The 22,210-nt window shown below is 45.7% G+C and carries 19 protein-coding genes; 10 read left to right on the top strand and 9 right to left on the bottom strand.

Features of this window, described 5'->3' with window-relative positions:
* Positions 1-46: 46 nt before the first annotated feature.
* The gene (locus QUB52_RS16675; RefSeq protein WP_332972990.1) at positions 47-313 is read right to left on the bottom strand and encodes a hypothetical protein; all 267 of its coding nucleotides are present in this window, start codon (positions 311-313) and stop codon (positions 47-49) included.
* 229 nt (positions 314-542) lie between these two features.
* On the opposite strand from QUB52_RS16675, the gene QUB52_RS16670 reads away from it, so the two are divergent.
* Positions 543-983, top strand: a complete 441-nt coding sequence (locus tag QUB52_RS16670) for a peroxiredoxin (RefSeq protein ID WP_265233460.1) — start codon at positions 543-545, stop codon at positions 981-983.
* A gap of 430 nt (positions 984-1,413) precedes the next feature.
* Positions 1,414-4,068, top strand: coding sequence for a C39 family peptidase (locus tag QUB52_RS16665; protein ID WP_332966815.1), 2,655 nt, complete (start codon positions 1,414-1,416; stop codon positions 4,066-4,068).
* Between the two features lie 220 nt (positions 4,069-4,288).
* Here the strand turns inward: QUB52_RS16665 and QUB52_RS16660 are convergent, their stop codons facing one another.
* From QUB52_RS16660 to QUB52_RS16640, 6 genes are all read right to left on the bottom strand, one after another.
* Positions 4,289-5,176: a PEP-CTERM sorting domain-containing protein gene (locus QUB52_RS16660; RefSeq protein WP_265233462.1), complete on the bottom strand. Its 888-nt coding sequence runs from the start codon at positions 5,174-5,176 to the stop codon at positions 4,289-4,291.
* Positions 5,177-5,594: 418 nt separating this feature from the next.
* Positions 5,595-5,837, bottom strand: a complete 243-nt coding sequence (locus tag QUB52_RS29280) for a transposase (RefSeq protein WP_442923180.1) — start codon at positions 5,835-5,837, stop codon at positions 5,595-5,597.
* Positions 5,806-6,171: an ISL3 family transposase gene (locus tag QUB52_RS29275; RefSeq protein WP_442923178.1), complete on the bottom strand. Its 366-nt coding sequence runs from the start codon at positions 6,169-6,171 to the stop codon at positions 5,806-5,808. The genes QUB52_RS29280 and QUB52_RS29275 overlap by 32 nt, the downstream gene beginning before the upstream one ends.
* Positions 6,155-6,280 carry a hypothetical protein gene (locus tag QUB52_RS16650; RefSeq protein WP_332972991.1) on the bottom strand — a complete coding sequence of 42 codons (126 nt, stop codon included), beginning with the start codon at positions 6,278-6,280 and terminating at the stop codon, positions 6,155-6,157. The genes QUB52_RS29275 and QUB52_RS16650 overlap by 17 nt, the downstream gene beginning before the upstream one ends.
* 17 nt (positions 6,281-6,297) lie before the next feature.
* A complete protein-coding gene (locus QUB52_RS16645; protein ID WP_332972993.1) occupies positions 6,298-6,720 on the bottom strand; it encodes a transposase family protein in 423 nt (140 codons plus the stop codon).
* A 110-nt stretch (positions 6,721-6,830) separates the two neighbouring features.
* Positions 6,831-7,046, bottom strand: coding sequence for a hypothetical protein (locus QUB52_RS16640; protein ID WP_265233463.1), 216 nt, complete (start codon positions 7,044-7,046; stop codon positions 6,831-6,833).
* Between the two features lie 638 nt (positions 7,047-7,684).
* Between QUB52_RS16640 and QUB52_RS16635 the strand changes: the two genes are divergently transcribed.
* From QUB52_RS16635 to QUB52_RS16595, 8 genes are all read left to right on the top strand, one after another.
* Complete coding sequence (locus QUB52_RS16635) at positions 7,685-9,610, top strand: ferredoxin--nitrite reductase (protein WP_442923179.1); 1,926 nt, start codon at positions 7,685-7,687, stop codon at positions 9,608-9,610.
* A gap of 45 nt (positions 9,611-9,655) precedes the next feature.
* The gene (locus tag QUB52_RS16625) at positions 9,656-10,978 is read left to right on the top strand and encodes a CmpA/NrtA family ABC transporter substrate-binding protein (protein WP_265233464.1); all 1,323 of its coding nucleotides are present in this window, start codon (positions 9,656-9,658) and stop codon (positions 10,976-10,978) included.
* 326 nt (positions 10,979-11,304) lie between these two features.
* Positions 11,305-12,174, top strand: coding sequence for a nitrate ABC transporter permease (gene ntrB / locus QUB52_RS16620; RefSeq protein WP_332966817.1), 870 nt, complete (start codon positions 11,305-11,307; stop codon positions 12,172-12,174).
* A gap of 93 nt (positions 12,175-12,267) precedes the next feature.
* Positions 12,268-14,298, top strand: coding sequence for an ABC transporter ATP-binding/substrate-binding protein (locus QUB52_RS16615; protein WP_265233466.1), 2,031 nt, complete (start codon positions 12,268-12,270; stop codon positions 14,296-14,298).
* 104 nt (positions 14,299-14,402) lie between these two features.
* Positions 14,403-16,079, top strand: a complete 1,677-nt coding sequence (locus tag QUB52_RS16610) for an ABC transporter ATP-binding protein (protein WP_332972994.1) — start codon at positions 14,403-14,405, stop codon at positions 16,077-16,079.
* Between the two features lie 473 nt (positions 16,080-16,552).
* Entirely contained in the window at positions 16,553-18,748 is a 2,196-nt protein-coding gene (locus QUB52_RS16605) for a molybdopterin oxidoreductase family protein (RefSeq protein ID WP_332972995.1), read from the top strand.
* A 601-nt stretch (positions 18,749-19,349) separates the two neighbouring features.
* The gene (locus QUB52_RS16600; protein ID WP_265233469.1) at positions 19,350-19,655 is read left to right on the top strand and encodes an RNA recognition motif domain-containing protein; all 306 of its coding nucleotides are present in this window, start codon (positions 19,350-19,352) and stop codon (positions 19,653-19,655) included.
* A gap of 482 nt (positions 19,656-20,137) precedes the next feature.
* Positions 20,138-20,599 carry a phosphate-starvation-inducible PsiE family protein gene (locus QUB52_RS16595; RefSeq protein ID WP_265233470.1) on the top strand — a complete coding sequence of 154 codons (462 nt, stop codon included), beginning with the start codon at positions 20,138-20,140 and terminating at the stop codon, positions 20,597-20,599.
* A gap of 127 nt (positions 20,600-20,726) precedes the next feature.
* Here the strand turns inward: QUB52_RS16595 and rimM are convergent, their stop codons facing one another.
* Both rimM and QUB52_RS16585 read right to left on the bottom strand, forming a co-directional pair.
* Positions 20,727-21,374, bottom strand: coding sequence for a ribosome maturation factor RimM (gene rimM / locus QUB52_RS16590; protein WP_265233471.1), 648 nt, complete (start codon positions 21,372-21,374; stop codon positions 20,727-20,729).
* 201 nt (positions 21,375-21,575) lie between these two features.
* Complete coding sequence (locus QUB52_RS16585) at positions 21,576-22,208, bottom strand: response regulator (RefSeq protein ID WP_265233472.1); 633 nt, start codon at positions 22,206-22,208, stop codon at positions 21,576-21,578.
* Positions 22,209-22,210: the final 2 nt, after the last annotated feature.

Here is a 22,210-nt window from a genome sequence, read left to right as displayed (position 1 = left end):
TCTGCATTGCCAACAAGTATTTATAGTAAGTTGCACAGGAATAATTTTAGGCATAAACTTTTCTTAGTTCATAAGTGTTTGAAGCTTCCGCATCTTCTAAAGTCAGAAATTCCTGCAATTCATTAAGAGCAAGTGGGCTTAGATGAATATCTAATTCAGCTTCATAAACTTCGGAAAATGACTCGATCGCCTGTTTGAGCTTATCGATGGATTGTTCGGGAGTATTTCCTTGTCCCACTAATTCATTCTCCAAACACAGCGTCACCCAATCATCGGCACTTTTGCGGATAACAACAGTGTAAAAAGCTCTCATATTTTACTTTATTTATTAAGTTTTAATTGCGCCAAAAAACTCGGATTACACCCCATAATTTAACACACAATCTTCCCAAAATTAAGGCATAGAATCACCAATAAAAACTATTCCCCAAGGCAGATTTTTCATTTTCTGCACTCAATCCCGAATCTCGTATTTAAGAAATTGACAACAACAGCCCAAAATCAACTAAAATATCTTTATCCATCGCAAGAGAAACAAAACTATGACATTACCAGTAGGGTGCGCGGCTCCTCAATTCACCGCCAAAGACACAAACGGCAAAACAGTCTCCCTCTCCGACTTCACCGGTAAAACCGTAATCTTGTATTTCTACCCCAAAGATGACACCCCCGGCTGCACCAGAGAAGCCCAAAGCTTCAAAGCAGCCTATGAAGATTACAAGGGCAAAGATATCGTAGTTCTCGGTGTCAGCCGCGATAATGAAGAATCGCACCAAAAGTTCACGGAGAAGTACGGTTTGCCTTTCCAGCTATTAGCAGATGTTGATGGCGCAATTACCAAAGCTTACGATGTTGAGAAAGGTGATTACTCTAAGCGCGTTACTTTTGCGATCGATGGTACTGGCAAAATTATTCAGGTTTATGAAGGAGATAATCTGAAAGTTGACTCTCACGCTCAAGATATTCTTGTCACCATAGTTTAGCCGAAGTTTAGCCGATCGCACTAACACCCCTAAACGCACCAAACGGCTAAAAACCCGGTTTCTGCCAAGATACCTCATTGCTACACGCAATATTCTCGTAGAAACCGGTTTTTTTTCCTAAGTCCCAACCTAGTGATGGGTCAAAGGTACAGGGGGTAATACCCTGCTCAAACCAAATTTTTTTCCTCAAGACTTGCGCCACAAATCTGCTCGATCAGCGGTATATTCGGGTAAGATGCGCAATGCGCGCCCTACAATTAGATTTCTGGAATAATCCCGCCAACAATTAAAAATTCATGCTTTAAAATGCCTTAATCGCCCCTAAATTCAGTCTCGGAGCGGTTTTGTCCGGGATCAAGTCATTGTGTTTGATAAAATGAGAAGTTATCCTTGCTGTAGCTGAATAATTAAGTAGGTAGGCGAATAGATAATGACAAGCAGTAAAATTATTTTGAATTACTTAGGCCCACAAGAAGTTGAGGCCAATCGAGGCGCTGTCTTAGTTGGCAGTTTTGACAAAAATCAAGTGGCGGCGATTTCGGCAGCAGAAGGCTCAAATGCCCTGAAAACAGGGATAAATTTATCGACAGGTATTTGGAACATCAGTTTAGATAAAGGATTCGATCGCGCCGGAACTCGCACGGTGCAGATGAAGGCTACTGATAAAACAGGCAAAGTTATCGGCGAACAAACAATTAACATCAAAGTTAATCCTGCTTCTAATACACCCGATGAATCTTTTACGTTAATTACTCTCCAATTTACCAGATTCAAAGCCGGAACAGTGCCGACTAGCAATCTTAACGATACGCAAAAAGCGGACATACCAGCCGGAACAACTTATCAAATTACCGACTACGAGTTAGAAGACGGACACCTAGAAGTTCAACTAAATAATCCAATTTCTCCGGTGGGAAAATCTGGTTTTTTCTACGAAAAGCACGTAGTCGTCACGAAAGGTGCCAAAATCCTGATCTTCGATCGCACTCAACTACCGGCCCCAGCACCTGGAATGCAGTTGCTGTGGGTGAACAAAAAAACCTGGTTAAAGCGTAACCCCGCAGATTCTGCTACTTTAGCCCCAACTCAGAAAGTACGGTTTAACCAGGGAGAAACTTTCAATATTCTCGGATACGCTTGCGTAGAAAATCATTTTAGAGTCACATTAGATCGCCCGATTCCCAACTTCGGAAATTCGGGATTTCTGTACTCGCAACACGTCCAAATATTGCAAGACGGCAGGGGAATTTCGTTTGACAAAAATGCAGTTACCATGACTGTTGTCAAAACTACTGTGTTTAAAAAGCGACCTGTGGCTGCGGCAAGTCTGCAACCTCCAGAAAAGGTTACTTTGCCGGCGGGAATGATTTACGGAGTTTCGGGATTCTCTATAGAACAAGGTCACGTTAAAGTCTCACTTACTGAAAATTTACCACCCTTTGGGAATACGGGTTTTGTTTTTCCCGATTTCGTACAATTCAGTCGCGGTGGCAAATCTTTCAATCCAGCGCCCAATTTAACTTATCAAGGCCCGACGGAAGTTTTGGTCAATCAGGCGATCGCACTTTCAGGTACTTTTGACAAACAAGAAGCAGCAAAAATTGAGGTAATAGCTGAGGATAAACTGCCGTTAACCGTAACACTAAACCAAAAAGCAGGCACTTGGCAAGTGAATTTGCCTAAAGGATTTAGCGTACCGGGAGCTCGCTGGCTGAGATTGCGGGCAACTGACAGCAAAGGCAACGTTACCGGCAGCCAAATAATTTATATTACCGTAAGTTCCGATCCGCTGACTGTCGGAAAAGGTTTGAGCTTAAAGATAGTTTCTGACACTTTGTTTAAGGTAGCTCCGGTTGATTCTTCCCGGCTCAACAATCAGCAAAAAGTTCTTGTCAAAGCAGGTAAGACTTTGACGATTAGCAAATACGGATTTATTGACGGGCATCTCAAGGTGGTTCTGGATTCGGAAATTTCTCCAGTGGGCACTTTTGGCTATTTTTACGAACCAGACGTTCAGCTTGCCAAAGGTACAAAAGTCCTGAAATTTGACCTGGCAGACGTACCGAATAGCAACGGGAACGCTCAACTATTGGTAACTCAAACAACTCTGATTAAAGGTAAACCACAAGATTCATCGAAACTCCCTGCCAATCAAGTTGCTGAGCTCATTTTAGGCAGTACCTATGCCATTACTGGTTATGCCTGCATTTTGGGGCATTTCCGAGTAACTCTCGCCGAATCTATTCCCGGTTTTGGCAACATCGGATTTATCTATTGGCAGCACGTTAAAATCAAGAAAAATGGCAAAGAAGTTCCCTTTGACCCCGATGCTTTGACGATGACAATGCTGCAACCAACTGTGTTTAAAAAACGCCCGGTAGATGCTGCTAAGCTGACCGCTACCGAGAGAACTACACTGCCTTTAGGTCGAGTTTACGGCGTGGAAAGCTACGGTTTGGAACAAAATCACCTAAAAATTTCCCTGACTGAAGAACTGCAAAATTTTGGCAATACAGGTTATGTTTTTCCGAGTTTTGTTCAGTTCAAGCGGGGAGATAAAATTTTCGATCCGGTTCCGAATAATGTGGAATTGAACGTGCCGTATTTTTCGCAGCGGGACAATCCGCGTTTTGACTGGTCTACTTGCAACGTAACTGCGATCGCGATGGTGCTGTATTATTATGGCGTTCGTTCTAAGTGGGGCGGACAGTTGGAGGATGAGTTATTGCAGTGGTGTTTCGACTATGCAGGCGTTGGTTCTCAAACCGATCACAACGTGCTGACGGCGCTGATTCAAGCTTACGGGTTTAAGACGAGTTTTAGTACGACTCGCAAATGGGCGGATGTGCGATCGGAATTGTTGAATCGGCGGCCGATAGTTTTAGCGGGAGATTTTACTGCTGCCGGTCACATTATCACTTTAATTGGTTACAATTCTGATGGTTATATCGTGCAAGATCCTTGGGGAGATGCACTCACCGGCTACAGCGATACTGAGGGGAGAAAGTTGATGTATCCCTACAGTTACGTTAATCAAGTTGCTGGGCCGGATGGGAATGTTTGGGCGCATTTTATCTCACGATAAGGTTGTTAGGTGCGCGAAGGGTTTTTAGGAACTGGCAAGATGCCAGTTCCACCAGAAGATTTAGAAGATTTAGTGTTTGTGTTTAGGAACGGGCAAGATGCCCATTCCACCAGAAGATTTAGTGTTTGTGTTTAGGAACGGGCAAGATGCCCATTCCACCAGAATATTGAGTTTTTGTGGAACCGGCATCTTGCTGGTTCTTCAGAATGTTGCAATCGCCTCAAGCAATCTTGGGCTTAATTTTACGTTTCGCCGCACCCATACCTAAAAAGCCCAATCCTACTAAAGTACCAAACCAAGTAGAAGGTTCGGGTACAGGCTCAAATTCTCCTTTAATGGCGATCGCATCGTTAGCGCACTCAGCAAAAAAATTAGCAATATAGCTACCAGAAGGCATTGAGGATTTATTAAAACTGAATCCGATTGTTTGAGAACCTACTGCATTGAACTGCCCAAAATTTAGACCCATTGCGCTCAAAGTTGCGGAAGTTAAAGCAGAGATTTCTCCAACTTTTGTTCCAGAACCAATTGAGTTGAGAACTGTCCAATTTCCTGTTTGTTGAAAATAGGGGTCAGTCGCAGCTAAATCACCCATTGATGGGGTTCCGCCGTTAGATGCAACTACGGTGTTGTATTGATTTAAATTGGTAAATCCGGAGTTGGTTTGGGTGACGTTTTTAGCGGTAACATTGCTGTAAACACCTGTTGTCGCCACGCCTGAGTCATTTCCGTCGGCAAAGCGCACGGCAAATAAGCTGCCATTGGCATTTGCTGTGTTGAAGTTTTGACCGGAAAAATTGAAGAATAAATCGCCGTAGTTGATGTTGCCTCGGAGAGCGGCGCTGTCTGCATATCCCGCTAAACTTAGATTGGAGTTGATGGCGATGAAAGCTGTATCTGATGTTTCTTTGACGGCGATGCCGTAAAATTCAAACTCGCCGCCTCCGATTTGGGGCCCTGACACGCCGTCGGTGAAGGAGTCGATCGCATAATTCCAGCCGTTAGATAGGGTTGCTGCTGTAGCCTGTTGTGGGTGTAGTGCCATAATTGCACAGAAAACAGCCGCTGAGCAAGTCCAGTGAATGCTCTTTTTAGTAGTGGAATTCATAGAAAGTTCCCTGATGAATGAGTGTTAAAAAATCAAGTCTGTCGATCGACTATTTTTAATTTTTAGTAAATCATAGATTCCGGCAGAATTTGTTAAAGTTTTGGTAAAGATTTTTTCTGGCAATTACGTAATTTCAACTAGATCTGTAAAAAAAAACTAATCAGTAAACAAATAGTAAATTAAAATTAATTCACGGTAAAAGGAAGTGAAACAATCTCGCAAAATTAAATAATTGGAAAATCACAAAAAGTCCAGACGACGAGGATAGATCAGGTTTTGAAAACAGTCAAGCAAATTTCTGCAATATATCACAGCAGGCATCGCGGGTTAATTCTAACTCAGGCGGTAGTTTTTGCAATTGAAGCGCTGCAAAAATCAATCAAATTTGGGTCTTCTGGGTTTGCGGTGATAAGAAAGACTAATTAGAAAAGCAAGCTAATAGTCGAGCTCGAAAATTGTCAAAATTAACAAATCCATAGGCTTGACGTTTAATCAGTTTGAGACGATTGTTGATTCCCTCCATAACACCACTCGTTGTTCGGTTCAAGAAATAGTTACAAATTCCATCGATATGATTGCGAAGCATGGTTAGGGTATCACTGTAAATTGGTTGTGCTTTCTTAATCCATTCAAGCAGTGATTCTTTCCCCCTCTTCCACACTATGATGACTTTCAAAAATCTCTCTGAATTCTTCCTTCAATTCATAGGCAAGCTTAAGACGCTTAGATTGACTTAAAACTGTAGCCAATTTAACCCGTTCCTCTTCTTTTAAATCTACACCATTTCTCAGGACAATAAATCTGCTACCTTTTCCTTTAATATTGCTTTGTATTCGGATTTTATTCAATTCCTCATTCACATATTTCATCACATGAAATCGGTCATACACTACAATCGCATTCGGAAAAACTTTTTGGATCACTTTTGGAAAACCACCCCACATATCTACACTCACTTCTGATACCTGTTCACGAACCTCAATCGGTTGCTGCACTTCTGATTTCCATGATATCTTGCTGTTCATGACTGTCGATCACTTCAATCAATTGACTTTGGTCAATATCGGAAACTACAGTCACAAAATCTTGATGCCCTTTTCTCATACTAATTTCATCGATACTCAGACGTTTAACCGCTCCCCATGAGGCTTTTTTACTTGTGAACGCTTATGATTAAAAATTCCTTGAATCTGATCCCAACTTAATTCTTCCTCTCGTTTTACCTGTTCCACTGTTGTCACCTGAACACGGTGATAAATATACTCCTCATATCGTTGAGTATAGCGCCGACCTTCATCAACAAAACACAGTTGCTCTGTGAAATATTTTTGACAATTTTTACAGTAGTATTGGCGACGAGGAATTTCCAATTCGATTAACTGACCTGAAATCGGTAAATCTCGAATCAAGATTGTCCGAATCTGATGGACTTCATCTGTGGACTTTTGACAGTGAGGACAAGTAGCATGATCCGTCAAAAAACCCACTTTTAAAATTGTTTTCCTATCATTTTTAATACATCTTTCAATCGTAATGTCTGGCAAATTGAGTAATCCGTCAAGATGGAAATCTATGAGCGACGCTCTAGCATAAAGTTCCTATATTATACAGTTTCCACCGCAAACCCAGAAGAGCCTCAAATTTTTCAATGCTCTTAATATATCGCCGACAGTTCGTTGACGATCTTGACTTTTCCCTTGAGCACGGAGCGCAGCAGGCGGTTGAGCGAATGCCTGTCTTGCTCGTCGAGAGAGTCGTCCAAAACAGCGGCCATCAAACCGTAGCGATCGGCTAAAGTCAAACTGCCTGTATCGGTAACAGAGGCAAGTATTTCGGAGATAGCGCCGGGGATAAGTTGAACTAAAAACATGAGACGTTCTCTGAATTCGATACTTATATCATCTCTCGTTCTCCAAAAATCAAGAGTGACGCTGGATATGCAGAAAAGGTGATGTTTTGAGCCAAACTGTGTGACAGCCGCCACTCTAATTGTGTGACGAGTTTCGTTTCAAGTCTGCGATCGTCGTCACAAAAATAATTTTATAGCAGCCAAAGGAAGTTCGGCAACGGATTATGTAACGGATGTAACGGATGGAAGTCAGTTGTCAGTTGTCAGTTGTCAGTTGTCAGTTGTCAATAGTCAAAAATGCCCCATGCCCCATGCCCGATGCCCTATTCCCCATGCCCCATGCCCCATGCCCCATGACAGATGTATAAAACGCATAGCGTCTATGCAAAAACTTCATAAAATTCAATATTTTGTAAAAATAGCTACGAATATTTACTGTGGTGCGCTTTACATTCGTTCATAACAAAGGTGAATCGAAACGCAGCGATCGAACCATCGGTAGCAACTATAACCATACATAGTTTGGCCGCAATCGAGGCAGCGCCCAGAAAAGCTCAAGTATACAGAAGACCAACCATGCTTAAAAGAAATTCCATCAAGTAACTAAATATACAGTTTTAAATCAATACACTCACTAAGGTTAGCAGGAAACACACTTTATGCTCCAAGTCAATACCTCCCCCGAACAAGCCAGCAGCGAGGGTAAACCAATGACCCAAACAGTAGAACCCAAAACCAGCCAGAACAAATTTGAAAAACTCAAAGCCGAAAAAGATGGCTTAGCAGTCAAAGCCGAACTCGACCACTTCGCCCAAATCGGCTGGGAAGCAATGGACGAGATTGATCGCGAGCACCGCCTCAAATGGCTCGGCATCTTCTTTCGGCCAGTAACTCCGGGCAAATTCATGATGCGGCTGCGCTTGCCCAACGGCGTCATCACCAGCAATCAAACTAGAACCCTAGCAGACATCTTACAACGCTACGGCTCCGACGGCAGCGCCGACATCACCACCAGACAAAACCTGCAACTGCGCGGCATTCGCATCGAAGATGTGCCCGACATCTTTCGCCGCCTCAAAGAAGCTGGCATGACCAGCATTCAGTCTGGCATGGACAATGTACGTAATATTACTGGTTCCCCAGTCGCAGGCTTGGACGCCGACGAACTAATAGATACGTGGGAATTGGCGAACCAAGTCCAAGACATGATTACCAACAGCGGCGAAGGCAACCCAGAGTTTTCTAATTTGCCGAGAAAGTTTAATATTGCGATCGCAGGTTGCCGCGATAACTCAGTGCACGCGGAAATCAACGACATCGCCTTCGTTCCCGCTTACCAAGACGGCAACATCGGCTTTAACGTTTTAGTCGGTGGTTTCTTCTCCGCCAAACGCTGCGCAGCAGCAATTCCTCTCAACGTCTGGGCTAGTCCCAGCGATGTTGTGGATTTGTGCAGAGCTATATTAACTGTATTTCGCGATCGAGGCCCAAGAGCAAACCGCCAAAAATCCCGCTTGATGTGGCTGATTGACGAACTCGGTATTGAACAATTCCGCGCCGAAGTCGAAAAAGAAGTAGGCCGCAGTTTGTCCGTCGCCGCCCTCAAAGATGAAATCATCTGGGACAAACGCGATCACATCGGTGTCTACCCCCAAAAACAATCAGGGCTCAACTATGTAGGTTTGCACGTTCCCGTCGGACGCCTGCAAGCAGCGGATTTGTACGATTTGGCCAGAATCGCTGAAGTTTACGGCAGCGGCGAACTCAGGCTCACCGTCGAAGAAAACGTGATTGTTCCCAATGTTCCCGACTCGCGGATTGAGTCGCTACTCAAAGAACCGTTATTACAGCGTTTCTCGATCGACCCCGCACCCCTGACGAGAGCCTTAGTTTCCTGCACCGGATCGAATTTTTGCAACTTCGCCCTCATCGAAACCAAAACCCGCGCCGTGGCAATGATTCGGGAACTGGAAGCCGAGCTCTCCGTTCCCAAACCGGTCAGAATTCACTGGACGGGTTGCCCCAATTCCTGCGCTCAACCCCAGGTAGCTGACATCGGTTTGATGGGTACAAAAGTTCGCAAGAACGGTAAAACCCTCGAAGGTGTGGACATCTACATGGGAGGCACAGTTGGCAAAGACGCTCATTTGGGTACTTGCGTCCAAAAAAGCATTCCTTGCGAAGACCTGAAACCGGTGCTGCATCAACTGTTAATCGATAAGTTTGGGGCTGTTCCCAATCAATCTCCAAGCGATGTCGCTTCCCTGAATCGGCAACTGCAACTGACGGTTGAGAGGGATGAAACGGCTTTCGCGACCAAACCTCAGACATCTACTGTCATTTTCGCTCGATCGGGCAAAACAGTTGCTTGTAGCGAAGATGAGTTTATTCTCGACGTTGCCGAACGGGCCGGAATCGAACTCGACAGCAATTGTCGATCGGGAAGTTGTGGCACTTGCAAGCAGCAACTCCTAGAAGGCAATGTCGCCTACGATGGCAAACTGGACGCGCTGAGCGACATAGAACCAGGGTTTATCTTAGCTTGCAGCGGGCGGGCGATCGGCAAAGTGTCGATCGACGCCTAATCTCAGAATTTCATCTCAAAGTACAACAACAATAATTCAAGACAAATGAGCAACCTTTCTAGAAGAAAATTCATCATCACCGCCGGAGCCACAGCCGCCGGCACCCTTCTCGTCCACGGTTGCAGTTCCGGTTCCACCACATCTAACGCAACTCCCAGCGGAACCTCACCCACCGCCGCCCCAGCAGTCAACATCAACCCCGCCGACGCCCCCGAAGTTACCGCAGCCAAACTCGGATTCATCGCCCTCACCGACGCAGCACCCTTAATCATCGCCCTAGAAAAAGGCTACTTTGCCAAATACGGCATGAAAGACGTGCAAATCAGCAAACAAGCATCTTGGCCAGTAACGCGCGACAACTTAGAACTCGGTTCCGACAAAGGCGGCATTGACGGCGCGCACCTTTTATCCCCGATGGCTCACCAGATGACATTAGGCACAATTACCAAAGGCAATCAGCCAGTGCCGATGAACATTCTGGCGCGGTTAAATACTAACGGTCAAGGTATTTCCCTCGGCAAAAAATACCTAGACTTAAAAATAGGTACAGACAGCAAACCTTTTAAAGCAGCCCTCGCCAATCAGAAAGTTCCGATTGCTATGACATTTCCCGGAGGCACCCACGATTTGTGGATACGGTATTGGCTAGCAGCCGGCGGCATCAATCCAGATACAGATGTTTCCGTGATTCCCGTACCGCCGCCCCAAATGGTAGCTAACATGAAATCCGGCAGCATGGAAGCCTTTTGCGTAGGCGAACCTTGGAATGCTCAACTAATTGCTCAAAAAGTAGGATACAGCGCCTTAATCACTGGAGAACTTTGGAAAGATCACCCAGAAAAAGCTTTAACTTTAAGAGCAGATTGGGTAGCCAAAAATCCCAAAGCTGCTAAAGCAATTACAATGGCCGTACTGGAATCCCAGCAGTGGTGCGACAAGCCAGAAAACAAACAAGAAATGTGTGAAATCATCGGTAAAGATAGATGGTTAAAAGTTCCAGTAGCCGATATTGTCGCTCGTTCTAAAGGTGAAATTGACTACGGTACGGGTCGCGTTGAAGCTGCTAGTCCAGTGGCAATGAAATTCTGGGCTGACAATGCTTCCTATCCCTACAAGAGCCACGATGCTTGGTTCATCACTGAAAATATTCGCTGGGGTTATATCCCGGCTAATACCGACATCAAAGCAACCGTCGATAAAGTTAACCGCGAGGATATTTGGAAAGCAGCAGCCACAGCAATTGGTGTTCCCGCAGCCCAAATTCCAGCTACGACTTCTCGCGGTATCGAAACCTTCTTTGATGGCATAAAATTTGACCCAGACAAACCAGAAGAATATCTGAAGAGTCTGGCAATCAAAAAAGCATAAGCAGCAGACTCGGTGCTAATGGTTGATAGCATAAAATCAACCATTAGCTAGTAAATTGATTGAGATTTAAGGTGGGAAATTTCGGATTTATAACTATCCTTGAAACTAGAAAAGTGTTCTAAACTCAGGAGTTACGCACTGGGTCAGAAACTGGGTTTTTTACGAATATTGTTTGTTATAGCCCGGAAAATAGGTAAAAGCCCGGTTGCTTTGATACTAAATGCGTCCAGGAGTGAAGATATCAAATCTTAAATTTCAACTCACTAGGTAAAAGCATCTACAAGCAATTATCAATTCACTGCTAATTCCTCACAGTAAATAGAAAAATGGCAACCAACCTCTCTGTTTCTAAAAGCAAAAATCCGGTAAATTTCGTTCTGGATTTGGTGCAAAAAAATCGCAAAAAAATCATTCCACCTTTAGTCGCGATCGCAATTTTGCTCACAATCTGGCAAATCCTTTGCCACGGTGATGGTTCCTCCTTGCCCGGCCCGATTAAAGTTGTCCAAGAAAGCTGGACTTTAATTACCAATCCATTCTTCGACAATGGTGGGATTGACAAAGGCTTATTTTGGCAACTGGCGGCCAGCTTGCAGCGGGTGGCGATCGGCTTTACTTTATCAGCAATTCTCGGCATAAGTTTAGGGATATTGATCGGCACAAACTCTTTAATGTACAATGCTTTAGACCCGCTGTTTCAAGTATTTAGAACTATTCCGCCGCTAGCTTGGTTGCCCATTGCCCTGGCCGTATTTCAACAGTTCAATCCCTTTGAAAGTATGGGGATGAAAGCTAACGAAGTTTCGGCGCTTTTCGTAATCTTGATTACAGCAATTTGGCCGATTCTGATTAACACCACAGTAGGCGTCCAACAAATACCCCAAGACTACCGAAACGTCGCCCGCGTCTTGCGCCTCCCCAACCAAAAATATTTCTGGAAAATCCTGCTACCGTCTTCAGTTCCTTACATCTTCACAGGCTTGAGAATTGGTATCGGTTTGTCTTGGCTGGCGATCATAGCTGCGGAAATGTTAGTCGGCGGCGTTGGCATCGGCTTCTTCATCTGGGACGCTTACAACAGTTCTCGACTCAGCCACGTGATTCTGGCAGTGCTTTATGTAGGAATTGTAGGTTTGATTTTAGACAGAATCGTTGGTTTCATCGCTTCCAAAGTTGTTCCTGAAGAACAGAAATAGGATTTGGTTGACAATACAAGGTAAGGTGCGCAGTGCGCACCCTACAGCCTACAGTGACTTAATTTACAAATTACAAACTAACCTAAAATAGCCATGTCAATACTTGTTGAAGTAGATCACGTCGATCGCGTATTTAACTTGCCCAATGGCGAGCAGTACATCGCTCTAAAAAATATCGAACTTAAAATTAAAAAGGGAGAATTCATCACCTTAATCGGACACTCTGGCTGCGGCAAATCCACACTGCTAAATATCATCGCTGGACTCGACACAGCAAGTCAGGGCGGGATTACTTTAGAAGGGCGTGAAGTTCGCGATCCAGGCCCGGACAGAATGGTGGTGTTTCAAAATTACTCGCTGCTACCTTGGCTGACAGTCCGCGAAAATATTGCTCTAGCAGTAGATGAAATTTACAGTGGTAACTCTCAAGAAGATCGCGAGTTGGTAATCGAATACCATATTAAATTGGTCGGACTTGGGGCAGCAGCCAATAAACGTCCGGGCGAAATTTCTGGGGGGATGAAACAACGAGTTGCGATCGCCCGCGCGTTGGCAATTCGCCCAAAATTGCTGCTGCTAGACGAACCCTTCGGTGCTCTTGATGCTTTAACTCGCGGCGGTTTGCAAGACCAGTTGATGAACATTTGCGAGGAAAGCAAAGTCACCAGCGTGATGGTAACTCACGACGTGGATGAAGCTTTGTTGTTGAGCGATCGCATTGTCATGCTCACCAACGGCCCGGAAGCACAAATCGGGCAAATTCTCGAAGTGAATATTCCCCGCCCTCGCAAGCGGATGGAAGTTGTCAACCATCCGAGTTACTACGCGCTGCGTAACGAAATGGTTTACTTCCTCAACCAGCAAAAACGGGTGAAACAGCGCCGGGCCAAACAACAAGCCCCAGCCGTGGTGATCGCCCGCAACGGCCTAGAAAAAGTCAACCTCGACATCGGCTTTATTCCCCTCACCGACTGCGCGCCCTTAGTCGTAGCCAAAGAAAAAGGATTCTTCAAAGCCCACGGTTTAGAAGAAGTCACTCTGAGCCGCGAACCTAGTTGGAAAGAAATTGCCAAAGGCATCGCCCAAGGACGGCTGGACGCCGCGCAAATGGTCGCAGGAATGCCGATCGCCATGCTGTTAGGTATGGACGGAGAGGAACCGGTGCCAGTCAACAGCGCCTTAACCCTGTCCCGCAACGGCAACTCGATTATCTTCGGCAAAAACCTTTACAAACAAGGCATTCGGACATTAGAGGATTTCAAAGCTGCGATCGCCAACACCCCCGACACGGTACATACCTTGGGCATGGTACACTCCGCCTCCATGCACAATCTGCTGTTCCGCTACTGGCTGGCCTCCGGCGGTATTGACCCCGACATAGATGTGGCCTTGACCATGATTCCGCCCCCGCAGATGGTATCGAATTTAAAAGCAGGCAACATTGACGGCTACTGCGCGGGCGACCCCTGGAACTCCAAAGCAGTCAATGACGGTACCGGTTTTGTCATGGCCCGTTCCCTCGATATTCTGCCCGGACACATCGAAAAAGTTCTCGGCGTTAGCGAAGATTGGGCTCAGAAATATCCTCAAACCCACCTCGCCCTCGTCAAAGCGCTTTTGGAAGCCTGCGACTACTGCGACGATCGCCGTAACCGCGAAGAAATTCTACAATTGATTTGCCAAGAACAATACATCGGCGCAGATCCGAAAGACATCCGTCCGGGGTTCCTCGACCCCTACAACTCCGGTACGGAGGCAGAACCTGAAATGCTCTACAATTTCAACCAGTTTTACGTTGACCAAACCAATTGTCCAGACCGCCTAGAAATGGTGTGGGTGATGGCGCAGATGGCCCGCTGGGGACTGATTCCGTTCCCGAAAAACTGGGTGGAAGTGGTCGATCGAGTTTTGCGGCCCGATGTCTTCGGTCAAGCAGTGCGCGAGTTGGGTTTACCGGATATTTCCAGAGTTCGTCGGACGATCGAGCTATTTGACGGCACTGTCTTTAATGCCGATGACCCGATCGACTATCTTCAGAATGTCAAAATCAAGCGTAACGTCCGCATTGAAGAAATTTTAATTGAACAAATAGGCAGTCAGTGTTCCATTAAAACACCTGCATAACCAGAAAATAGGAAGAGGGAATGAGGAGCAATTAATCAGGAAGCACTACTCCACATTTCCTACTTTCTAACACCATAATTCAAAATTCTCAATCCTAATTTCTCATGTCTAATCCCCCAAGCCAAAATCTCACTCCTGAAAATATGCAAACTCTCAAAACGCCCCAAACAACGAAAATTCAAACGGACAAACCAGGCTTTTTGACTATTAAAGATGTATCGAAAGTCTACCCAAACCTTAAAGAACCCGAAAACCCTTTCGTGATTCTCGACGGTGTAAACCTGACGATTAATGAAGGCGAATTTATTTGTTTGATCGGTCACTCCGGCTGCGGCAAATCAACTTTGCTGAACATGATCGCCGGATTCAACGGGCCGACAAGCGGAGAAGTTGCTCTCGCAGGTGCACGGATTACTGAACCAGGCCCCGATCGCATGGTGGTGTTTCAAAACTACTCGCTGCTACCGTGGCTGACTGCTACTGAAAACATCCACCTCGGCGTTGAAACTGTCTACGCAGACAAGTCCGCAGACGAACAGAATAAGATCGTCCAGGATCACTTGGAATTAGTGGGGCTCACCGAAGCTTGCAACAAAAGACCAGGCCAATTGTCCGGGGGGATGAAACAAAGAGTTGCGATCGCCCGCGCCCTAGCAACTCGCCCCAAACTGTTGATTTTGGACGAACCTTTCGGAGCTCTAGACCCGATTACGCGGGAAGAGTTGCAGGAAGAATTGCTGAAAATTTGGCGCGAGTACAAAATTACGATCGTAATGATTACTCACGATATTGATGAAGCTTTGTTTTTAGCCGATCGTATCGTGATGATGACCAACGGCCCGGCTGCTTCGATCGGCGAAGATGTGCACATTCCCTTCAGCCGTCCCCGCAACCGCACGCGGATTATGGAAGACCCGAAATACTACGAACTGCGCAACTTTGCTTTAGAGTTCCTATTCTCTCGCTACGCCCACCACGAAGAGGATACAACGGAGTCAGACACATCAGCAGTCATGCTACCATTACCTGCTAGCAAAAAGCGTGCGGTTGCTGACAGACAGATGCCACCTGTATCCTTTGTGCCTCATGCTGCACAGCCCCTAGAAGCCTCGCCGATCAAAGGCGGTATCCTGGCAGTTTCGTGGTTGGTAGCAATGGCGACTTTAGCTGCCGTCAATGTATCTGCTGTTTCCAGCCAACTCAAGCAAGCGAAACTAGCAGAAACTGCACCACCGGTGGCGGTTGTGAGTTCTCCCCCCAGCCCTGCACCGATTGCAGCAATTCCTGCACCTGTTCCAGTAAGTCCTGCACCTGTTCCAGTAAGTCCTGCACCGATTGCAGCAATTCCTGCACCGATTGCTACTGGAAGCCCTGCACCTGTTGCAGTAAGTCCTGCACCGATTGCTACTGAAAGCCCTGCACCGATTGCAGCAACTGCTGTCGCAGATCCCAAGGCAGCAACCAGTGCCACATCAGGGATTTCTGACCAAGCCGAACTCGATGCGATCGGACAGCAGTTGTATGCACAAATTAACGATAATTGGAAGACAACTCCGACATTTACCGAAAGTTTGACTTATCGGGTCAAAGTGAAACAAAACGGCGATATCCTACAATTCGATCCCACAAATAAAGCAGCTAAAGATTTCGTGAAAGAAACTCCTCTGCCAGTTTTGCAAATTCCTACCGGTGCCACAGCAGACGCTCAAAAAACGGCTGAATTCCAAGTAACTTTTAGCCCCACCAACAATGGCGTACTAGAAGTTAAAGCAGCGAAATAGACAACATCTTCCCGTACTCAATCTCAGATTGGTATCAACAACTAACTCAAAAGTATGACCAGCCCGCTGTCTGAGTCCTGCAAAAAATCCTGCTAGCCCTCCATCCCTTGGGGGAACAACCTTAACAGTTGACAGTTGACAGCGAAGTTTTTAGGCAGGGGATTTAAGCCCCTGCCTAAAAATAATCCACCTAAAGGTGGGGGCTTAAATCCCCTGTGCTTTGGTTAGGTATCAATTGAGCCTGTTTGAGGGGATTCAGGAGCGGGGAAAAGCTAGCGACAATCGAGATCGCTAGCGAGTTTCAGTAAGATAGCGGTTACTTTAAAATCAGGGTATTTTCCGCTTGTGTGAAGCATTTTTGCGGTAACTTCGTAATTATTGATACATTGTTTGCCGGAGCCCTCAGTTCCGACTATAATGACGAGTTACGAATTATGCATTAGCTTTCAAAAATTAGCATCTAAAATCACCAGATGGAAACTATAAAAACTCTTTGCCCTTATTGCGGTGTAGGTTGTGGTCTAGAAGTTGTTCCCGACAAAAAACAAACTTGGAAAGTTCGGGGCGATCGCAATCACCCATCGAGTCAGGGTATGGTTTGTATTAAGGGAGCAACGGTAGCAGAGTCCATTAGGAGCGATCGGCTACTTTATCCAATGATCCGAGATTCTCTCGACCAACCGTTTCGCCGCGCTAGCTGGGACGAAGCTCTCGATGCCATTGTTAACCGCATCCAAACAATTCGCAGTACCAGCGGCCCCGATGCTTTGTGCATTTACGGTTCGGGTCAATTCGCTACAGAAGACTATTATGTTGCCCAGAAACTGATGAAAGGTTGTCTGGGCACTAATAATTTTGATGCGAATTCTCGCTTGTGTATGTCTTCAGCAGTTTCGGGATACGTTCAAAGTTTTGGTTCAGACGGGCCACCTTGCTGTTACGACGATTTAGAATTAACAGATTGCGCTTTTATTATCGGCAGCAATACAGCGGAATGTCATCCAATTGTATTTAACCGGTTAGCAAAGTACCATAAAAAGCATCCAAATGTCAAGATGGTTGTGGTAGATCCCAGGCGGACTCCGACTGCTGAAGCGGCGGATTTGCACTTAGCAATTAAACCGGGTACGGATATAGATTTACTTAACGGAATTGCATATTTGCTGTTGCGCAGGAAAGCAATAGATCCTGATTTTATTCAAGAATGCACGGCGAATTTTTCAGCTTTTGCTGAAGTTATTAGCAGCTACACGCCGGAGTTTGTAGCCTCGCGCTGCGGCATTACTGTCAGCGAATTAGAAACGGCGGCTAACTACTGGGAACAGTCGCAGCGGGTTTTGTCGCTGTGGTCGATGGGCATCAATCAGTCGTCGGAAGGCACGGCAAAGGTGCGATCGCTAATTAATTTGCACTTGATGACCGGTCAAATTGGCAAACCGGGATGCGGCCCGTTTTCCCTGACCGGCCAGCCAAACGCGATGGGAGGTAGGGAAGCGGGAGGACTCTCTCACTTATTGCCTGGATACCGATTTGTGAAAAATGCCGAACACAGAACCCAAGTCGAGGAGTTTTGGGGAATCGCACCGGGAAGTATTTCCCCAAATCCCGGCCGCACTGCTTGGGATATGATCACCGGTTTGGAAACTGGCGATGTCGAGTTGCTGTGGATTGCAGCCACCAATCCGGTAGTAAGTATGCCGGATTTGGAACGGACAAAAGCTGCTTTGTTGCGATCGCCCTTTACCATTTATCAAGAAGCCTACTATCCCACGGAAACCTCAGCCTACGCTCACATCCTACTGCCGGCAACGCAGTGGAGCGAAAAAACCGGAGTGATGACGAATTCCGAACGCCGCGTGACGTTTTGTCCAGGTTTCGACGCACCATCTGGAGAAGCGCGCGATGACTGGCGGATTTTCGCAGAAGTCGGCCGCCGCTTGGGTTTTGCCGAACACTTTGCTTTCGACAGCAGCGCTGACGTATACAAAGAGTACGTGCAGTTGACAGGGGGCAGACCTTGCGACATGACAGGCCTCAGCCACGAGTATTTGCGCCTCCAAGGCCCGCAGCAGTGGCCTTGTCCCGAAAATGAGCCTGTGCATCCAGCCAACGAAGCGAAACGCCTGTATACTGACAGGCGTTTTCACACTCCTGACGGGCGGGCGAGATTTTCGGCCTATCACTCGCGGGGACTGGCAGAACCTCCCGATCCAGACTATCCGTTTGTGTTGACGACAGGCAGAGTTTACGGACACTGGCACACGATGACGCGCACGGGGAGAACTGAGAAAATTAATCAATTGCACCCCGCTCCATTTTTGGAAATTCACCCCCGCGATGCTGCTAAATTGCAAATTAAGGAGGGTGATTTGCTAGAAGTTCGATCGCGCCGCGGCAAGGGGCAGTTTCCCGCAAAAGTCACAAAGGCGATCGCCCCTGGTACCCTATTTGTACCGATGCACTGGGGTTCTCTGTGGGCAGAAAGTGCTGAAGCCAATGCCATGACTCATGCTGCAAGCTGTCCAGATTCTAAACAGCCCGAGTTAAAAGCTTGTGCGGTGCAGTTAGTGTTGGTTGGGGCAGAAACTGGGGCGGAAGTTGTCGAAGAAGTTGCTACAGAAGTTGGGGAGTTTAATTGGGCAAAATCCACCGTCACCGTCAATTCTTGAGCTACTGTCCAAATTTGGTATCTTAAAACTCACATAGTGGCACCAATCTCATCACCTGGGTTTCTTGCCACAGAATTACGTAAAATCGTAGTTTTTTGTCAAGAAACCCGGTTTCTGGGCCCTAGAGTACGGCACAATCGCGGGGTGCTCTACGGTCATCAAGGAATTGTGAGCCTTTACCAGAAAGAATTGGTTTAAAGCCGGAATCCTTAAAGGCGAGAAATTAAAATCAGACTATTCATTACTCCAATCCTTTTCCTTCTAGGTAGAGGTAGAGGTCGCTGTCAACTGTCAACTGTCAACTGAATGAAGCACCCGACAAGCTGCGTTCTGCGGCAGAGCTCGCGAATCAAGAAAATTAAATTTATTTTTTCTGGTTTTTCCTGCTTTATTCGGGGTTTTTCCTTGTTCCTTGTTCCTTCTTCCTTCTTCCTGGTTCCTTCTTCCTTTTTTTTAGTCGATCGAGCGGATCAAAAAATTGCAGTTTGCACCTATAGGTGCTATGATATTTTTATAAGGCTTTATTTTCGGCAGTACAGTTCGTTCGATCGGCGTTCCTCCGGATTTAAATCTCTACAACCTCGATTCTGGAGAATGTTCAATGTCAATCTATGTCGGCAATTTATCCTACGAAGTAACGCAGGAGCACCTCAGCCAAACTTTTTCAGAGTACGGAACAGTAAAGCGCATTCAATTGCCTGCTGACCGCGAAACAGGTCGGATGCGTGGCTTCGCTTTTGTAGAAATGTCTACTGAAGCAGAAGAAACCGCAGCCATTGAGGCTCTTGACGGTGCTGAGTGGATGGGTCGCGACCTCAAGGTCAATAAGGCAAAACCCCGTGAAGAACGTGGTTCGTCCAACAGCGGTAACTGGGGCAACAACGACCGCTCTTCTCGCCGTTACTAAACCCACCCAAGCTAAAAATTTAGCTTAACCGTGTGTTCGACAGGGCGAAAATGCAGTCAACAATCATTCTTTGTTGAGAATAGATAGTTAGTTCTGCGATCGTACCGCGTCTTAAAGTCCTCAAAATATTGCTAGACAATAGTTTGAGGATTTTTTATGGAAAAAATTTATTAATCAGGAGTTCGACGGTGTGCGATCGATTCCTAGCTGATGCGAAAAACTGTAAAATATAACGCAATACGGTTTAGTTAGCGCTTTTTTACGAACGAATTAAATTTCACGATTGTGTGGGAGATACAAGTCTCTCTTGGCAGCCAAATTGTTCTTAAATGAACTGTATTGAAATATAACGGGTAGAGAGAACCCGCTTCCCCACAGCCCTGGTGGCACAACGAAACAAGCAATCATAGAGTTTCAGGATTGCCAAGTGCACCAAACGATGACAGAATCATCAATGAATGAATGATTACTAAATCACGGGTATGCTGAAAAAACTATTTAGGCAAATTTCTAAGCTAGGTAGCGATGAAGACTTTCTTCATTTTGCGGAAAGTGTAGAAGTCATAATATCGAAAATTTTATCGCTGGCGATGATTTTGGTAATTATGGTCAGCGTTTGCGATTTGCTGCTTTTTTTAGCAAAAGAATTGTTTAATGACCATGAGACTTTTTTGTTAAAAGATACGTTGTTTGTCATATTTGGGTTGTTTTTAAATGTTTTAATTGCTCTGGAAATATTAGAAAATATTACAGCTTATCTCAAAAAGCACGTAATTCAAGTAGAGCTGGTTATTGTAACTTCATTGATAGCAGTATCTCGAAAAATCATCATTCTTGACCTGGAAAAAAAAACCGCAGCCGACTTGATTGGTTTGGCGGCGGCAATTTTCGCCCTTTCCATCAGTTACTTGATAGTGCGATACGCAAATAAATCAAATGATTAATATTGGAAATTGGGCATTGGGCATTGGGCATTGGGCATTGTTAATAATTAATACCCAATCCGGCTTAGCCTGAATAATCCTTTCCTTTATTTTGTAGAAGACTGGGCGGTTTCAACCGCCGTCTTGTCTAAATGTCTTCCAACAAACCAGGAGGAGGAACAATTTCAATTCTGCCTTTTTCCAAGTCAACAATTGGCACAATCTCTTCCACAAAAGGAATCAAAATTTTCGTTGATTTAGGTTCTTTAACGCGGATTTTCCTTGGTTTGCGGGTATTTCTGGGGTCAGCGTTTGCTTTGGGAGTTTCAGGGCGTTTTGGCTTTTCTAATCCTGGGGCGACAGGTTCCGGCGCTGTTAAATCTGTTTCTACTTCTAAAAGGTCGTTACCTGCGGGAATAATATCACTTACCTTACCTAAGATTTCCCCGGTTAACTGGTTAAAAACTTCCATACCGATCAAATCTTGCACGTAAAACTCATCAGATTCGAGGTAAGGTCGATCGCCCTTTTCGATGAATAACTTACAGCCCCGCAGCGCTTCAGCACCATCGCGGTCTTCAATACCCTCCACCTCTACAGCATACAACCCTTTGCCCGGAATGTAGCGACCACCCAAAAACTCGATCGGTTCCGGTTCAGTTTTCTTCGGGCGCCAAAGCCACCGCTTTCCCGGTTCAATAAACCTTTCCGGGAAATCCGAATCGGGATAGACTCGCAATTCCCCATTCAAACCTTGAGCTGCTACAATTGTACCGATTTCTATCCACTCAGACATAGATTCTATTACTCAAATTGCTACTAATTGATCGTGAAAATTTGGAATTACGAATTGCGAATTGGGAATTGGGAATTACGAATTGCGAATTGGTAACTGAAAAACGTTGAATTATTTTTCTTCTTTCTTCCCTCTTCCCTCTTCCCTCTTCCTTCTTCCTTCTTCCTTCTTCCTTCTTCCTTCTTCCTTCTTCCTTCTTTTTTACACCAACCCCGTCCTCAGCGCTACAACGGCTGCTTGCACGCGGTCATCCACAGCCAACTTATTCATAATACCGCGAACATGAGTTTTAATAGTATTTGGGCTCAAATAAAGCGCCGCGGCAATTTCTGGATTGCTGTTACCTTCCACCATTAATCTTAACACTTCCAATTCCCGCTGTGACAACTGACCAAAAGTAGTTGTAGAGGCAGGCATCGGCGGTTTGAGGTGTTCGATGACAGTCCGAGCAATTTGAGGATCAAGATATGTAGCCCCCTCTGCTGCCGCTGCAATCGCGGCTAACAGCCTATCTACGGAAGCACCTTTAATACAATAAGCATCAGCCCCGCTAGAAAGGGCAGCAATAATTTCAGTTTCAGCCGTATGAGAAGTTAACATTACCACTCGAACTTCCGGCAGTTGTGCTTTAATTTGCTGCGTCGCTGCTATACCGTCCAGTCGCGGCAAACCGATATCCATCACAATAATATCAGGTTTTAGTTTCAGTGCGGCTGCTACACCTAAATAACCGTCTTCTGCTTGTCCTACTATTTCTATTTCTGGGGAATCGGCTAAAACTTGCTCTAATCCCAGTTGCATCATCGGATCATCTTCAACAATTAAAATTCTCATAA

Source organism: Microcoleus sp. A6-C6 (assembly GCF_036705955.1).
Lineage (GTDB): Bacteria > Cyanobacteriota > Cyanobacteriia > Cyanobacteriales > Microcoleaceae > Microcoleus.
The sequence above is the reverse complement of the archived record's forward strand: the minus strand, read 5'-3'. Positions and strand labels throughout refer to the sequence as shown.

What these genes read in the sequence shown, in the direction of transcription:
- QUB52_RS16675 (WP_332972990.1), bottom strand. Translation starts at nt 313, where the DNA reads ATGAGAGCTTTTTACACTGTTGTTATCCGCAAAAGTGCCGATGATTGG.
- QUB52_RS16670 (WP_265233460.1), top strand. Translation starts at nt 543, where the DNA reads ATGACATTACCAGTAGGGTGCGCGGCTCCTCAATTCACCGCCAAAGAC.
- QUB52_RS16665 (WP_332966815.1), top strand. Translation starts at nt 1,414, where the DNA reads ATGACAAGCAGTAAAATTATTTTGAATTACTTAGGCCCACAAGAAGTT.
- QUB52_RS16660 (WP_265233462.1), bottom strand. Translation starts at nt 5,176, where the DNA reads ATGAATTCCACTACTAAAAAGAGCATTCACTGGACTTGCTCAGCGGCT.
- QUB52_RS16650 (WP_332972991.1), bottom strand. Translation starts at nt 6,280, where the DNA reads ATGAGAAAAGGGCATCAAGATTTTGTGACTGTAGTTTCCGATATTGAC.
- QUB52_RS16640 (WP_265233463.1), bottom strand. Translation starts at nt 7,046, where the DNA reads ATGTTTTTAGTTCAACTTATCCCCGGCGCTATCTCCGAAATACTTGCC.
- QUB52_RS16635 (WP_442923179.1), top strand. Translation starts at nt 7,685, where the DNA reads ATGCTCCAAGTCAATACCTCCCCCGAACAAGCCAGCAGCGAGGGTAAA.
- QUB52_RS16625 (WP_265233464.1), top strand. Translation starts at nt 9,656, where the DNA reads ATGAGCAACCTTTCTAGAAGAAAATTCATCATCACCGCCGGAGCCACA.
- ntrB (WP_332966817.1), top strand. Translation starts at nt 11,305, where the DNA reads ATGGCAACCAACCTCTCTGTTTCTAAAAGCAAAAATCCGGTAAATTTC.
- QUB52_RS16615 (WP_265233466.1), top strand. Translation starts at nt 12,268, where the DNA reads ATGTCAATACTTGTTGAAGTAGATCACGTCGATCGCGTATTTAACTTG.
- QUB52_RS16610 (WP_332972994.1), top strand. Translation starts at nt 14,403, where the DNA reads ATGTCTAATCCCCCAAGCCAAAATCTCACTCCTGAAAATATGCAAACT.
- QUB52_RS16605 (WP_332972995.1), top strand. Translation starts at nt 16,553, where the DNA reads ATGGAAACTATAAAAACTCTTTGCCCTTATTGCGGTGTAGGTTGTGGT.
- QUB52_RS16600 (WP_265233469.1), top strand. Translation starts at nt 19,350, where the DNA reads ATGTCAATCTATGTCGGCAATTTATCCTACGAAGTAACGCAGGAGCAC.
- QUB52_RS16595 (WP_265233470.1), top strand. Translation starts at nt 20,138, where the DNA reads ATGCTGAAAAAACTATTTAGGCAAATTTCTAAGCTAGGTAGCGATGAA.
- rimM (WP_265233471.1), bottom strand. Translation starts at nt 21,374, where the DNA reads ATGTCTGAGTGGATAGAAATCGGTACAATTGTAGCAGCTCAAGGTTTG.
- QUB52_RS16585 (WP_265233472.1), bottom strand. Translation starts at nt 22,208, where the DNA reads ATGAGAATTTTAATTGTTGAAGATGATCCGATGATGCAACTGGGATTA.